The organism is Elusimicrobiota bacterium, assembly GCA_026388095.1.
GTDB lineage: Bacteria > Elusimicrobiota > Elusimicrobia > UBA1565 > UBA9628 > UBA9628.
The window spans coordinates 96,867-108,686 of record JAPLKL010000069.1; the positions used below are offsets into that span (position 1 = coordinate 96,867).

Genomic DNA, 11,820 nt, shown 5'->3' on the forward strand with positions numbered 1-11,820 from the left:
CCTCTACCGCGCACCCAACTGCGGCGCCACGATCTCGGCCAGGGCGGCGGCGACCGTCTCGGGACTGCTCGCGCCGTCGACCTCCTGGAGCGCCCCTTCGGCTTTGTAGTAGGCGACCAGAGGCCGGGTGAGGTCCTCGTAGACCATCAGCCGCTTGCGCGCCGTGGCCTCGGAGTCGTCCTCGCGCTGGATCAGGTCCTTGCCGCACTTGTCGCATTTGCCCTCGGCCTGGGGGGGACGGCTCAGGACGTTGAAGACCTCTCCGCAGCCGCCGCAGATGCGTCGCGAGGTCAGCCGCTTCATGGCATCCGCCGGGCTGAGGTTCAGGAACAGGACCAGGTCCACGGCCGCTTTGCGCTGCGCCAGCAGGCCGGACAAGGCCTGGGCTTGGGCCAGATTGCGCGGGAAACCGTCGAGCAGGTAGCGCCCCCCCTGCGGGTCGGAGAGCTTGCCGGCCACCATCTCAGTGACGACCTCGTCAGGGACCAGTTTGCCGCTGTTGACGTATTCCGCGGCCTTGCGCCCGATGTCGCTCTTGGCGGCCATCTCGGCGCGGAAGATGTCTCCCGTGGACAGATGCGTGAAGGCGAAGTGTTCGCAGAGGACGGACGATTGCGTCCCCTTTCCCGAGCCCGGCGTCCCGATCAGTATGACGATCATTGGCTCCCCACGTTGAACCAGCGTTGCTGGATGCGGCCTTTCTTGAGGAATCCCTCATAATGGCGCATGATGAGGTGCGCCTCGAGTTGCCCCATGGTGTCCAAAGCCACGCCCACCACGATCAGAAGAGACGTGCCGCCGAAGAAGAAGCCCACGTTGAGCTGGGTGCGCATGTAGTCCGGCAGGACGGCGATGGCGGCCACGAACAGGGCCCCGCCCAAGGTGATGCGCTCCAGAACCCACTCGACGTACTTGGCGGTCGGCTCGCCCGGCCGGATGCCCGGCACGAAGCCGCCCGACTTCTTCATGTTGTCGGCCAGGTCGGTCGGGTTGATGGACACCGAATTATAGAAGTAGCAGAAGAAGATGACCAGGAGCGCGTAGACGATCTGGTAGAGCCAGTTGCCCCGGCTGAACCACTCCATCATCTTGGCCGCCCAGGGCGCCTGGGGCGCGAAGGTGACCACCGTCATGGGCACGGTCAACAGCGACACCGCGAAGATGACCGCGATGACGCCGGACTGGTCGACTTTGAGGGGCAGGTAGCTCGAGGCCCCGCCGTACATCTTGCGCCCGATCACGCGCTTGGCGTACTGCACCGGGATCTTGCGCTGGGCCGTCTCCACCCACACCACCAGCAGGATGACCCCGATGAGCAGCCCCAGCATGACGATCTCCGAGATCAGCCCCTTCTCCTCCAGGCGCACCAGGGAGATCTCGCTGAAGATCGCGCTGGGGATGCGCTCCACGATGCCCGCGAAGATCAGCAGCGAGATCCCGTTGCCGATGCCCTTCTCGGTCATCTGCTCGCCCAACCACATGATGAAGATGGTCCCGGCGGTCAGGGTCAGGACCGTCACCATGTAGAAGTCCCAGGTCGGATTGGAGACCACGGGGATGCCTCCCGGCGACGGCATCTTGGAGACCGCGATCGTCAGACCGAAGGATTGGAACGCCGCCAGGAAGAGGGTCAGGTAGCGGGTGAGGCTGTTGAGCTTGCGCCGGCCGAGCTCCCCTTCCTTGTGCAGCCGGTCCAGATAGGGCAGCACATGGGCGCCCTGCAGCAGGCTCATGATGATGGAGGCGTTGATGTAGGGCATGACGCCCATGGAGAAGATGGAGAAGCGCCCCAGCGCGCCTCCGGAGAAGATGTTGAGGAAGCCCAGCAGGCTGTTCTTCTGGGCCTCGAAGATCGCCCGGATGGCGTCGGCGTTGATGCCCGGGATGGGGATGCCGGCGCCCAAACGATAGACCGCGACGGCACCCAAGGTGAAGAGCACCCGCTTGCGCAGGTCCGGGACGTCGAAGATGTCGGTGAAGCGTTGGATCATGGCTTGATGACCACGACCTCTCCGCCCGCTTTCTGGATCTTCTCCCGGGCGCTGCCTGAGAAGGCGTGAGCGCTGATCTTGAAGGCGGAGTCCAGGCTCCCGTCTCCCAGGACCTTCACCGGCAGCCGGCCCTTGACCAAGCCGTGGATGCGCAGGGCCTCGAGGCCGACCTCCTTCTGGTTCTTGAAGACCCGCTGAATGCTCGCCAAAGACACGACCTGGTAGAGCCGCCGGAACGGGCCGTTGGTGAAGCCCCGCTTGGGGATGCGGCGCAAGAGCGGGGTCTGCCCGCCCTCGAAGCCGGACATCTTGCCGTCTCCGGAGCGGCTGCGCTGGCCCTTCATGCCGCGCGTCGCCGTCTGCCCGGTGGTCGAGCCTTCGCCCATGCCCAGACGCACGCCCCGGCGGCGCGAACCCGGAGTGGGACGCAGATTGGTGAGATTGACGATGATCTTCTCGCTCATTTCCATGCCTCTATTTGCCGCGGAGCTTGGCCGTGGCTTCGCTGGTGCGCAGCTGGCGCAGGCACTCCAGCGTCGCGCCGACCACGTTGAACGCGTTGTTCGAGCCCAGGCTCTTGGTGAGGACGTTGCGGATGCCGCCGGCCTCCAGCACGGCCCGCACCCCGCCGCCCGCGATGACGCCGGTGCCCGGAGCCGCGGGCTTCATCCAGACCTTGCCGGCGCCGAATTTGGCGACGATCTCGTGCGGGATGGTGTCGCCCACCAGGGGGAACTTCAAGATGTTCTTGCGCGCTTGATGGTTGGCCTTCAGGATGGAGCCCTGCACTTCGCGGGCCTTGCCCAGGCCGAAGCCCACGGTGCCCGCGCCGTCGCCGATGACCACCAGCGCCGCGAAGGAAAAGCGCTTGCCGCCCTTCACGGTCTTGGAGACCCGGTTGATGGCCACCACCGTCTCCCGGAAGCCGTCCTCGGCGCGGGCGTTGGGATCGCGCCTCTGGCGCATCCGGGGGTCGGGGCGGCGGCCGCCGCCTTGCGACGGCGAGGACGGGGCGCGCGGCGCCTGCGGCGCCGGGGCGGGGTTCTGCGTGCTGGGGGTTTCCGCGCTCATGATGGCTCTCCTAGAATTCCAATCCGCCGGCCCGCGCCGCGTCGGCCAGGGCCTTGATGCGGCCGTGGTAGACGCGGCCTCCCCGATCGAAAGCGACCTTCTTGACTCCCGCGGCCAGCGCCTTCTTGGCGATCAGCTCGCCGACCTTCTTGGCCGAAGCGAGGTTCTTGCCCGGCTTTTCGCCCTTGAGCTCCTTGGACAGGGAGGAGGCGAAAGCCAGGGTCTTGCCCTGGCCGTCATCGACGACCTGGGCATAGAGGTGCTTGAGGCTGCGGGTCACGCTGAGCCTCGGCCGCCCGTCCGGGCGCTGCGCGAGCTTGTCGCGCGTGCGCTTCTGGCGGTACTCGTATCGCGTCCACTTGTCTTTCATGGTGATTGGTCCTTATTTCTTGGCTCCCGCCGCTCCGGCGACGCCGACCCCGGCTCCCGCCGCGGTCTTGCCCGCCTTCTTGCGGATGTACTCGCCCTGATAGCGGATGCCGGTGCCCTTGTAGGGCTCAGGCTCGCGCAGGCCCCGGATCTTGGACGCGGTCTCGCCGACCAGGTCCTTGTCCGACCCGGCCACTGTGATCTGGGTCTTCTTGGGGTCGACGCCCAGGGTGATCCCGACCGGCGCCGTGAAGATCACGGGGTGGGACTTGCCCAGGCTCAGGGTCATCTTCTGGCCCGCGACCTCGGCCCGAAAGCCGATCCCCACGATGTCCAGGGTCTTGACGAAGCCGCTGGACACGCCCACGACCATGTTGTTGACGCGCGCCCGGCTCATGCCGTAGATGGCGGAGGCTTCGCGGGCGGCTTTGAGATCGGCGGTCAGAAGGACCTGGCCGTCCTTGACCTCGGCGCGCACGAGCTGGTGCAGGCGAAGTTGGAGCTGGCCCTTGGGTCCCTTGACGGTCACCACGCCCTCGGCGATGGAGACCTGGACGCCCTGCGGAATCACGACCGGCATCTTTCCTATTCGGCTCATGGCTGCCTCACCAGACCTGGCAGAGGATCTCTCCGCCGACTTTCTTTTCCTTGGCCTGCTTGCCCGTGAGCACTCCCTGCGGGGTGGAGAGGATGGTCACGGCGAAGCCGCCGCGCACCCGCGGGATCTCGCGGTAGGAACGGTAGATGCGCAGGCCGGGCTTGGAGACGCGCTGGATGCCCCGGATCACGGCCTCTTTCTCCGGGGAGAACTTCAGGAACACCCGGATGGTGCCGCGCTTGTTGCCGTTGGCGAAGAAGGTCTTGTAATTGGCGACGAAGCCCTCCTCCTTGAGGATGCGCACGACCTCGAGCTTGAGCTTGCCGTGCGGGACGTCCACGCGGTCCTTCTGCCGGAGGCTGGCGTTGCGTATGCGCGTCAACAGGTCGGATAATTGGTCCATGGGTCACCCTACCAGGAGGATTTCTTGACGCCGGGGAGCTGCCCCTGATGCGCCATCTTGCGGAAGCAGATGCGGCAGAGGCCGAAATCCCGGTACACGGCCCGGGACCGGCCGCAGATCTGGCAGCGGTTGTGCTGCCGGGTCGAGAACTTCGGGACCTTTGCCGCCTTCGCCTTCCAAGCTGTCGTGGCCATATCAGTCTCTCCCCGCGCCCGCGGCCGCCGTCTCCGGAACCGTCCCGACGGCCTTCGCCGTCGGGGCCGGCGCCGCCACCTTGAACGGCATCCCCAGCGCGCGCAGCAGAGCCAGACTCATCTCATCGCTGCCGCCGCTGATCACGAAAGTCAGGTTCAGGCCCCTGGGCTTGCTGACCTTCTCCACGTTGATCTCCGCGAAGATCGTCTGCTCGCGCAGCCCCAGGTTGAAGTTGCCGGTGCCGTCGAAGCCGCGGGGCTCCAGGCCCCGGAAGTCCCGGATGCGGGGGATGGATACGGAGATGAGCCGGTCCAGGAACTCGTACATGCGGTGCCCGCGCATGGTCACGCGCAGGCCGATGGGCATGCCCTGGCGCAGCTTGAAGTTCGAGATGGACTTATGCGCCCGGCGCAGCTGCGGCCATTGGCCGGTGACCATCGCCATCTCCTCGCGGGCGCCGTCGAGCATCTGGACGTTCTCGCGCGCCTCGGAGACGCCCACGTTGAGCACGATCTTGACCAGGCGGGGCACCTGCAAGGGGTTCTCAAGGCCGTGGGCCTTCATCAGGGCCGGCACGACCTCCTCGTGGTAGCGCTTCTGGAGTCGCGGGACCGGATGCTTGACCTCGCGGCCGTCGGAGACGGCCATCGCGGGTCCGGCGGACTTGGCCGCCTTGGCGTCGGGGGCCTTCTTGCCGCCCGGAGCCTTCGCCGGAGCCGGCTTCTTCGCCGGCGCGGCCTTTTCCTTCGCGTCCTTCTCAGCCATGATATCCTCTGCTTTCCTCTAAAGTATGGTCTCGCCGCAGCGGCGGCAGAGCCGAACGGTCTCGCCCGTGGCGAGCTTGTCGAGCTTGGGCCGCACGGGCTTCTCGCACTTGGGGCACATCAGCATGGCGTTGGAGTAGGCGATCGCCGCCTCCATCTTCTGCAGCCCGCCCGGCTCGGTCTGCTTGGGCTTCTTGTGCTTGGTCACCATGTTGATCTTGCCGATCAGGATGCGGCCCTTCTCCGGATAGATCTTGAGCACCTCGCCGGTCTTGCCCTTGTCCTTGCCGGCGATGACCATCACCTTGTCCTTCTTGCGCAGCTTGAGTTTCATCACTTCAGACCACCTCGGGAGCCAAAGATATGATCTTGAGATATTCCAGGTCGCGCAGCTCGCGGGAGACCGGGCCGAAGACCCGGGTGCCCCGGGGCTCCCCGTTCTCGTCGATGAGGCAGGCCGCGTTGTCGTCGAAGCGGATGTAGGAGCCGTCGGGCCGGCGGCGTTTGTGCACCGTGCGCACGATCACGGCGCGCACCTTCTCGCCTTTCTTGACGGCGCTGTTGGGCATGGCGTCGCGCACGCTGGCGACGATGACGTCGCCCACCGTGGCGTAGCGGTGATAGTGGCCCTTATTGACGTGGAAGCACTGGATCTTGCGGGCCCCCGAGTTGTCGGCGACGTTGATGATGGAGCGCAGCTGGATCATGGCTTGGCCTCCGTCTCGACAGCGGCGGGCCGGCGGGGCGCGGCCTTGATCACGCGGACCACGCGCCAGCGCTTGGTCCGGGAGAGCGGCCGGCTGCCCATGATCTCGACCAAGTCGCCCTGATGGGACTGGTTGGTCTCGTCATGCGCGCTGAAGCGGCTGCTCTTGCGCATGATCTTCTCGTAGAAGGGATGCCTCACCGATCGGGAGACCTCCACGACCCGCGTCTTGTTCATGCGGTCCGACACGACGAGGCCGGACATGATCTTGCGCCGGCTACGCTCCACGGCGGTTTCAGGGGACATGGTTGACCTCACGATTTCTGGGGCGCCGGCGCCGCGGCGGCCGTCTTCTTCTCTTGGATCCAGGTCTCGAGCCGGGCCGCGTGGCGGCGCAGGTTGCGCAGCTCCAGCGGGTTCTTGGCCGGCGCGACCCCGTTCTTGAACTTCAGGCGGAAGAGCTTCTCCCGGGCCTGCGTCAACTCGACCCGCAGCTCCGCCGCCGTATGATTGCGCAGGTTCTCTCTTTCCTTGGCCTTCATATGTGCTCCCGCACGACGAACGCGGTGCGGATGGGCAGCTTGAAGGCTGCCACGCGCAGAGCGATCTTGGCCTCTTCCAGGGTGACGCCCTCCATCTCGAAGAGCATGCGTCCGGGCCGCACCACGACGGCCCAGTGGTCCGGGGCACCCTTGCCCTTGCCCATGCGGGTCTCGGCCGGATGCTTGGTGATGGCCTTGTCCGGGAAGACCCGCAGCCACATCTTGCCGCCCTTCTTCATGTGCCGGCTGATGGCGACGCGCGCCGCCTCGATCTGGCGCACGGTCACCCATTTCGGCTCCAGCGCCTTCAAGCCATACTCCCCGAATGCGATGGAGAAGCCCTTCTTGGCCGGCCCCTTGATGCGCGGATGGCTGTGGGGCTTGCGATACTTGACGCGCTTAGGCATCAGCATGAGGAGTGCCTCCTTCCGGGACGGCCTGCGCCGAAGGCGCAGGTGCCGGGGCCGCAGCGGCCGGCTGGGCTACGGGCGCCGGGGCCGCCGCGGTGGCCAGAGCGGCCTGCGCGGCCGCGGCGCTCTCCGCGGCCTTGGCCAGCTGCTGGAACTCCTTGGCGCCCTTGACGAAATGCAGCTTCTTGAAGATCCAGACCTTCACGCCGATGATCCCGGCGGTGGTATAGGCCTCCGCGGTCCCGTAGTCCACGTCCGCGGAATACGTATGCAGGGGCACGCGGCCCTCACGGGCCCACTCGCGCCGCGCGATCTCGGCGCCGTTGAGGCGCCCGCCCACCATGACCTTGATGCCCAGGGCTCCGGACTGCATGGTGCGCTCGATGGACCGCCGCATGGCGCGGCGATACGCGATGCGCTTCTCGAGTTGGATGGCGATGGCCTCGGCCACCAGCCGCGGGTCGAGCTCGGGGTCCTTGATCTCCATCACGTTGATGAAGGTCTTGCGCTGGGTGAGCCCCTCGATCTGGCCGCGGATGCCCTCGATGTCGGCCCCGCGCTTGCCGATGACCACGCCCGGCCGGGCGGTATGGATGTTCACGCGCAGGTAGGAACCCGCGCGCTCGATGCCGACCCAACTGACCGCCGCCATGCGGAAGGTCTTCTTGACCAGGTTGCGGATCTTGAAATCCTCGCCGATCAAGGCCGGCATCTCCCGCAGCGAGAACCACTTGGATTCCCAATCCGCGGTGTAGCCCAGGCGCATCGCCTTGGGATGTGTTTTGTTGCCCATGATTTATCTCCCGGCCTCGTCCGACACCACGACGGTCAGGTGGCAGACCTTGCGTTTGAATGTGTTGGCCCGGCCCATGGGCGCGGGCATGACCCGGCGCATCTGGCCCATCGGCCCCTTGCCCGACCAGCAGGACTTGATGTAGACCCGCTCCGGGACCAAGGTCTTGCCCGCGAGCCTGGCCTTGATGGTCAGGTTGGCGGCGGCGGAGCGCACGGCCTTGGCGATCATGCCGCCGCAGGCCCGCGGGATCAAGGGCAGCATCTGCTCGGCTTGCAGCACCGACTTGCCCCGGATCTCCTTGAGGACCTGCGCGACCTTGCGCGTCCCGAATCTCTGGAATCTGGCGTAGGCTGTGGCTTCCATGTTATTGGCCTCAGGTCAGGGTGGTGGACTCTTTATGGGCCCCACCATGTCCCCGGAAATACCGGGTGAAGGAGAACTCCCCCAGCTTGTGGCCCACCATCTGCTCGGTGATGTAGATGGGCAGGAACTTGCGCCCGTTATGCACCGCGAAAGTGTGCCCGACGAACTCCGGCGGGATGGTGCTGCGCCGAGCCCAGGTCTTGATGGGCCTTTTCTCCCCGGAGGCGGTCATCTTCTGGACCTTTATGAGAAGTTTGGCGTCGACGAACGGCCCCTTGCGGCTGGATCTGCTCATAGCTCCCTCTTAGGCCTGGGTCTGGCTGCGCCGCCGGTCGGCGACGATCATCCAGCCCCACAGCTTCCTCTTATTGCGCGTCTTATAGCCCTTGGACAGCTGCCCCCACGGCGAGCGCGGGTGATTGCCGCCCTTGGACTTGCCGCGGCCGCCCCCCAGCGGGTGGTCGGTCGCGTTCATGGCTCCGCCGCGCACCGTCGGGCGGATGCCGCGGTGACGCGAGCGCCCCGCCTTGCCGAGGTTGATGGTGTTGTGCTCCGTGTTGGAGACCTGGCCCAAAGTCGCCAGGCAGCCCTCCGGCACCAGCCGGATCTCGCCCGAAGGCATCTTGAGCTGGACGTAGCCCGCATCCTTGGCCATGAGCTGCGCCTGGGTGCCGGCCGAGCGCATCATCTGGCCGCCCTTGCCCGGCGAAAGCTCCACGTTGTGCACGAAAGAGCCCTCGGGGATCTTGGCCAAGGGCAGCGTATTTCCGACCTTGATGTCCACGCCGGGCCCGCTGAGGATGGTATCGCCCACCTTCAGCCCCACGGGATGCAGGATGTAGCGCTTCTCGCCGTCGGCGTAGTTGACCAGACAGATGCGGGCGCTGCGGTTCGGGTCGTACTCGATGGTCGCCACCTTGCCCGGGATGCCGAACTTGTCGCGCTTGAAATCCACCAGACGGTAGGCCCGCTTGGCGCCCCCGCCTTGATGGCGGACCATGATCATGCCGGTGTTATTGCGCCCCCCCTGCCTCTTGAGCGCGCGCACCAGGGCTTTCTCCGGCCGCGTCGCGGTCAGTTCCGAGTAGTCCGCCGAGGTCATGTTCCGGCGGGACGGCGTGTACGGCCTAAAGGTTTTGAGTGGCATAGATCCTTCCTAGGAGGCCTGCTCCGCGACCTCGATTTTCTGACCCTTGCCGATGGTCACGATGGCCTTCTTCCAGTCGGGGCGCATGCCGCCGCCGCGTCCGTAGCGGCGGAACTTGCCCGGCACCACCATCGTGCGCACGGCCAGGACGTCGACCTTGAACAGGGCCTGGACCGCCCGCCGGATGCTCCCCTTGTCGGCGGCGCGCGCCACCTCGAAGGCGTACTGGTTGTACTTCTCCTTCTGGATCGTGCTGCGCTCGGTCAGCAGCGGCCGCACGATGACGCCGTAGGTCTCGTCCGAAACGGGGATGGTCTTGGCCATGTCAGTCTCCCTTGCTCTTGCGGCCAGCCCGCTCCGCCTTCGGCGCGGCGGCCTTGAGGTCGGCGGCCTTGCCCGCGATGGCCTTGGCGTCCCCCAAAGACGCGCAGCGCGCCTGCAGCTTCTCCAGCGCCGGCTGGGTGACCACCAGACGCCGGGCCCGCAGCACGCTGTAGGCGCTGACGTCGGCGGCCAGGGCCAGCTCCACGTTCGGGATGTTGCGGCTGGCCTGGGCGAGCTTGGCGTCGGGAGCGTCGAGGACCAGCAAGGTGCAGCCTTTGCGGTCGCCGCACTTGAGGGACTCGAGCAGCGCGAGCACGGCCTTGGTCTTGGCCTCTTCCACGCCCAGGCTCTCCACGAACACGAAAGCGCCCTCCGCCTGCTTGGCGGACAAGGCGTGGACCAGGGCCAGGCGGGCCTTGGCCCGGGGGAAGTCCAGGTGCACGTGCCCGGCGCGCGGACCGAAGGTGACGCCGCCGTGGCGCCACAGCGGCGAGCGGAAGGAGCCCGCGCGGGCCCGTCCGGTTCCCTTCTGCTTCCAAGGCTTCTTGCCGGACCCGGAGACCTCGGCGCGCGTCTTGGTGTTCGCCGTGCCCCGCCGCTGGTTGGCCAGGTAGACCGTCACGTACTCGTGCAGGAACTCCGGCGAGGGGCGCCGGCCGAAGACGGCGTCGGTGAGTTCGACCTTGCCGACCTCCGCCCCCTTGACGTTCAGTAGTTGCGCTTGCATGGAATCCTCTATGGCGCGGCCTTGGTGGGCTTCTTGCCGCTGATGATGTTGCCCATCTTGTCCTTGCGGACGGTGGGCAGGACAGGAGCGGTGTAATGCTTCTTGGCCATCACGGTCTCGGAAATCGTGACCAAGCCGCCCCGGGGACCGGGCACGGGACCGGCGAGGTAGATCAGGTTCTCGCGGGGGTCGACCTTGATGACCTCGAGCTTGAGCGTGCTCTCGGTCACGGCGCCCATGTGGCCGGCCATGCGCTGGCCGGGCAGCACGCGGCCCAGAGACCGGCGGGACGCCAGAGAGCCCGGCGAACGCTCCTTGTCCGAAGCGCCGTGGGAGGCGGGCATGCCGCGGAAGCCGTGGCGCTTCATGACGCCGGCGAAGCCCCGGCCCTTGGTCGTGGCCTGGACGTCGACGTAGTCGCCCGGCTTGAAGACGCCGTCGAGGCTGACCGTCTGGCCCGCTTCCAGGCCCTTGACGTCGGCGACGCGGACCTCGCGGGTCCAGCGCGCCGGCGCGCAGCCGGCCTTCTTGAACTGCCCCAGCTCGGGCTTGGTGAAGTGCTTCTCGGGGCGCGCGCCGAAGCCCAGCTGGACCGCGTTGTAGCCGTCCGGGCCCTGCGCCGATTTGACCCGCACCACCGGACAAGGCCCGGCCTTGACCACGGTCACGCCGAACAGGCGGTTGCTCCGCCCATACATCTGGGTCATGCCGACCTTCTCGCCCAGGATGGTGCGGAAATTGACGGGCGCCCGCTTGTCGACGGCGGCCGCCTTCTCTTCCGGCTTCGCTTCTTCTGCGCTCATAAATCCTCTTATTAAAGCTTGATCTCGACGTCCACGCCCGCCGGCAGATCGAGCTTCATCAGTTCATCGACCGTTTTCTGCGTGGTCGAATTGAGCTCGATGAGACGTTTATGCACCCGCATCTCGAACTGCTCACGCGATTTTTTGTCGACGTGGGGAGACCGGAGAACCGTGTACTTCTTGATGTGAGTGGGCAACAAAACGGGGCCCGATACGACGGCCCCGGTGCGTTGCGCCGTCTCGACGATCTTGCCTACGCTCGTGTCCAAGACCCTATGATCGTAGGCACGAAGGCGGATACGGATTCTCTGCTGCGGATGATTCGTCTCTGCCATAGCTATTATACCTTAATTCCCCTGGATTTTTACGCCCTAATCCATGATGTCGCTGACCACGCCGGCGCCGACCGTGTGGCCGCCTTCGCGCACGGCGAAGCGCAGCCCCTTCTCCATCGCGATCGGGACGATCAGCTCCGCCTCGATGTCGATGTTGTCGCCCGGCATGATCATCTCCACGCCCGGAGGCAGCGTCACCGCTCCCGTCACGTCCGTGGTCCGGAAGTAGAACTGCGGCCGGTAGCCCTTGAAGAACGGCGTGTGCCGCCCGCCCTC

Annotated in this window: 23 protein-coding genes; all 23 read right to left on the reverse strand. The window is 66.4% G+C overall.

The window, feature by feature from the left end:
• Positions 1-3: 3 nt before the first annotated feature.
• Positions 4-660: an adenylate kinase gene (locus tag NTY77_17790; GenBank protein ID MCX5797347.1), complete on the reverse strand. Its 657-nt coding sequence runs from the start codon at positions 658-660 to the stop codon at positions 4-6.
• Positions 657-1,991, reverse strand: coding sequence for a preprotein translocase subunit SecY (gene secY / locus NTY77_17795; protein MCX5797348.1), 1,335 nt, complete (start codon positions 1,989-1,991; stop codon positions 657-659). Before secY ends, NTY77_17790 begins: the two co-directional genes overlap by 4 nt.
• A complete protein-coding gene (gene rplO / locus NTY77_17800) occupies positions 1,988-2,455 on the reverse strand; it encodes a 50S ribosomal protein L15 (GenBank protein ID MCX5797349.1) in 468 nt (155 codons plus the stop codon). The genes secY and rplO overlap by 4 nt, the downstream gene beginning before the upstream one ends.
• A gap of 10 nt (positions 2,456-2,465) precedes the next feature.
• On the reverse strand, positions 2,466-2,957 hold the full coding sequence (rpsE, locus tag NTY77_17805; GenBank protein MCX5797350.1) for a 30S ribosomal protein S5: 492 nt from the start codon (positions 2,955-2,957) through the stop codon (positions 2,466-2,468).
• Positions 2,958-3,072: 115 nt separating this feature from the next.
• Positions 3,073-3,432: a 50S ribosomal protein L18 gene (rplR, locus tag NTY77_17810; GenBank protein ID MCX5797351.1), complete on the reverse strand. Its 360-nt coding sequence runs from the start codon at positions 3,430-3,432 to the stop codon at positions 3,073-3,075.
• A 12-nt stretch (positions 3,433-3,444) separates the two neighbouring features.
• A complete protein-coding gene (gene rplF, locus NTY77_17815; protein ID MCX5797352.1) occupies positions 3,445-4,029 on the reverse strand; it encodes a 50S ribosomal protein L6 in 585 nt (194 codons plus the stop codon).
• A 7-nt stretch (positions 4,030-4,036) separates the two neighbouring features.
• Positions 4,037-4,432 carry a 30S ribosomal protein S8 gene (rpsH, locus tag NTY77_17820; GenBank protein MCX5797353.1) on the reverse strand — a complete coding sequence of 132 codons (396 nt, stop codon included), beginning with the start codon at positions 4,430-4,432 and terminating at the stop codon, positions 4,037-4,039.
• A gap of 8 nt (positions 4,433-4,440) precedes the next feature.
• On the reverse strand, positions 4,441-4,626 hold the full coding sequence (locus tag NTY77_17825; GenBank protein MCX5797354.1) for a type Z 30S ribosomal protein S14: 186 nt from the start codon (positions 4,624-4,626) through the stop codon (positions 4,441-4,443).
• 1 nt (position 4,627) lies between these two features.
• Complete coding sequence (rplE, locus tag NTY77_17830) at positions 4,628-5,275, reverse strand: 50S ribosomal protein L5 (protein ID MCX5797355.1); 648 nt, start codon at positions 5,273-5,275, stop codon at positions 4,628-4,630.
• A 135-nt stretch (positions 5,276-5,410) separates the two neighbouring features.
• On the reverse strand, positions 5,411-5,725 hold the full coding sequence (gene rplX / locus NTY77_17835) for a 50S ribosomal protein L24 (GenBank protein MCX5797356.1): 315 nt from the start codon (positions 5,723-5,725) through the stop codon (positions 5,411-5,413).
• 4 nt (positions 5,726-5,729) lie between these two features.
• On the reverse strand, positions 5,730-6,098 hold the full coding sequence (rplN, locus tag NTY77_17840; protein MCX5797357.1) for a 50S ribosomal protein L14: 369 nt from the start codon (positions 6,096-6,098) through the stop codon (positions 5,730-5,732).
• A complete protein-coding gene (gene rpsQ, locus NTY77_17845) occupies positions 6,095-6,403 on the reverse strand; it encodes a 30S ribosomal protein S17 (protein MCX5797358.1) in 309 nt (102 codons plus the stop codon). Before rpsQ ends, rplN begins: the two co-directional genes overlap by 4 nt.
• A gap of 8 nt (positions 6,404-6,411) precedes the next feature.
• Positions 6,412-6,639: a 50S ribosomal protein L29 gene (gene rpmC, locus NTY77_17850; protein ID MCX5797359.1), complete on the reverse strand. Its 228-nt coding sequence runs from the start codon at positions 6,637-6,639 to the stop codon at positions 6,412-6,414.
• Entirely contained in the window at positions 6,636-7,052 is a 417-nt protein-coding gene (gene rplP / locus NTY77_17855) for a 50S ribosomal protein L16 (protein MCX5797360.1), read from the reverse strand. Before rplP ends, rpmC begins: the two co-directional genes overlap by 4 nt.
• Entirely contained in the window at positions 7,039-7,842 is an 804-nt protein-coding gene (rpsC, locus tag NTY77_17860) for a 30S ribosomal protein S3 (protein MCX5797361.1), read from the reverse strand. The genes rplP and rpsC overlap by 14 nt, the downstream gene beginning before the upstream one ends.
• A gap of 3 nt (positions 7,843-7,845) precedes the next feature.
• Positions 7,846-8,208, reverse strand: a complete 363-nt coding sequence (locus NTY77_17865) for a hypothetical protein (protein ID MCX5797362.1) — start codon at positions 8,206-8,208, stop codon at positions 7,846-7,848.
• A 10-nt stretch (positions 8,209-8,218) separates the two neighbouring features.
• Entirely contained in the window at positions 8,219-8,503 is a 285-nt protein-coding gene (rpsS, locus tag NTY77_17870) for a 30S ribosomal protein S19 (protein ID MCX5797363.1), read from the reverse strand.
• Positions 8,504-8,512: 9 nt separating this feature from the next.
• On the reverse strand, positions 8,513-9,355 hold the full coding sequence (gene rplB, locus NTY77_17875; protein ID MCX5797364.1) for a 50S ribosomal protein L2: 843 nt from the start codon (positions 9,353-9,355) through the stop codon (positions 8,513-8,515).
• Between the two features lie 9 nt (positions 9,356-9,364).
• The gene (gene rplW, locus NTY77_17880; protein ID MCX5797365.1) at positions 9,365-9,679 is read right to left on the reverse strand and encodes a 50S ribosomal protein L23; all 315 of its coding nucleotides are present in this window, start codon (positions 9,677-9,679) and stop codon (positions 9,365-9,367) included.
• Between the two features lies 1 nt (position 9,680).
• Positions 9,681-10,406, reverse strand: a complete 726-nt coding sequence (gene rplD / locus NTY77_17885; protein MCX5797366.1) for a 50S ribosomal protein L4 — start codon at positions 10,404-10,406, stop codon at positions 9,681-9,683.
• An 8-nt stretch (positions 10,407-10,414) separates the two neighbouring features.
• Positions 10,415-11,209, reverse strand: a complete 795-nt coding sequence (gene rplC, locus NTY77_17890; GenBank protein MCX5797367.1) for a 50S ribosomal protein L3 — start codon at positions 11,207-11,209, stop codon at positions 10,415-10,417.
• 11 nt (positions 11,210-11,220) lie between these two features.
• On the reverse strand, positions 11,221-11,544 hold the full coding sequence (rpsJ, locus tag NTY77_17895) for a 30S ribosomal protein S10 (GenBank protein ID MCX5797368.1): 324 nt from the start codon (positions 11,542-11,544) through the stop codon (positions 11,221-11,223).
• A 36-nt stretch (positions 11,545-11,580) separates the two neighbouring features.
• On the reverse strand, positions 11,581-11,820 hold a 240-nt coding region (gene tuf / locus NTY77_17900; protein ID MCX5797369.1), incomplete at its 5' end, for an elongation factor Tu.

Bases quoted from the DNA above. Each gene is read 5' to 3' on its own strand.
- rplO (MCX5797349.1), bottom strand. From the start codon at position 2,455: ATGAGCGAGAAGATCATCGTCAATCTCACCAATCTGCGTCCCACTCCG.
- rplC (MCX5797367.1), bottom strand. From the start codon at position 11,209: ATGAGCGCAGAAGAAGCGAAGCCGGAAGAGAAGGCGGCCGCCGTCGAC.
- rplR (MCX5797351.1), bottom strand. From the start codon at position 3,432: ATGAAAGACAAGTGGACGCGATACGAGTACCGCCAGAAGCGCACGCGC.
- rplF (MCX5797352.1), bottom strand. From the start codon at position 4,029: ATGAGCCGAATAGGAAAGATGCCGGTCGTGATTCCGCAGGGCGTCCAG.
- NTY77_17865 (MCX5797362.1), bottom strand. From the start codon at position 8,208: ATGGAAGCCACAGCCTACGCCAGATTCCAGAGATTCGGGACGCGCAAG.
- rpsC (MCX5797361.1), bottom strand. From the start codon at position 7,842: ATGGGCAACAAAACACATCCCAAGGCGATGCGCCTGGGCTACACCGCG.
- rpsJ (MCX5797368.1), bottom strand. From the start codon at position 11,544: ATGGCAGAGACGAATCATCCGCAGCAGAGAATCCGTATCCGCCTTCGT.
- rpsQ (MCX5797358.1), bottom strand. From the start codon at position 6,403: ATGTCCCCTGAAACCGCCGTGGAGCGTAGCCGGCGCAAGATCATGTCC.
- rplP (MCX5797360.1), bottom strand. From the start codon at position 7,052: ATGCTGATGCCTAAGCGCGTCAAGTATCGCAAGCCCCACAGCCATCCG.
- rpmC (MCX5797359.1), bottom strand. From the start codon at position 6,639: ATGAAGGCCAAGGAAAGAGAGAACCTGCGCAATCATACGGCGGCGGAG.
- rplD (MCX5797366.1), bottom strand. From the start codon at position 10,406: ATGCAAGCGCAACTACTGAACGTCAAGGGGGCGGAGGTCGGCAAGGTC.
- rplW (MCX5797365.1), bottom strand. From the start codon at position 9,679: ATGGCCAAGACCATCCCCGTTTCGGACGAGACCTACGGCGTCATCGTG.
- rplB (MCX5797364.1), bottom strand. From the start codon at position 9,355: ATGCCACTCAAAACCTTTAGGCCGTACACGCCGTCCCGCCGGAACATG.
- NTY77_17825 (MCX5797354.1), bottom strand. From the start codon at position 4,626: ATGGCCACGACAGCTTGGAAGGCGAAGGCGGCAAAGGTCCCGAAGTTC.
- rpsH (MCX5797353.1), bottom strand. From the start codon at position 4,432: ATGGACCAATTATCCGACCTGTTGACGCGCATACGCAACGCCAGCCTC.
- rpsS (MCX5797363.1), bottom strand. From the start codon at position 8,503: ATGAGCAGATCCAGCCGCAAGGGGCCGTTCGTCGACGCCAAACTTCTC.
- rpsE (MCX5797350.1), bottom strand. From the start codon at position 2,957: ATGCGCCAGAGGCGCGATCCCAACGCCCGCGCCGAGGACGGCTTCCGG.
- NTY77_17790 (MCX5797347.1), bottom strand. From the start codon at position 660: ATGATCGTCATACTGATCGGGACGCCGGGCTCGGGAAAGGGGACGCAA.
- rplX (MCX5797356.1), bottom strand. From the start codon at position 5,725: ATGAAACTCAAGCTGCGCAAGAAGGACAAGGTGATGGTCATCGCCGGC.
- rplE (MCX5797355.1), bottom strand. From the start codon at position 5,275: ATGGCCGTCTCCGACGGCCGCGAGGTCAAGCATCCGGTCCCGCGACTC.
- secY (MCX5797348.1), bottom strand. From the start codon at position 1,991: ATGATCCAACGCTTCACCGACATCTTCGACGTCCCGGACCTGCGCAAG.
- rplN (MCX5797357.1), bottom strand. From the start codon at position 6,098: ATGATCCAGCTGCGCTCCATCATCAACGTCGCCGACAACTCGGGGGCC.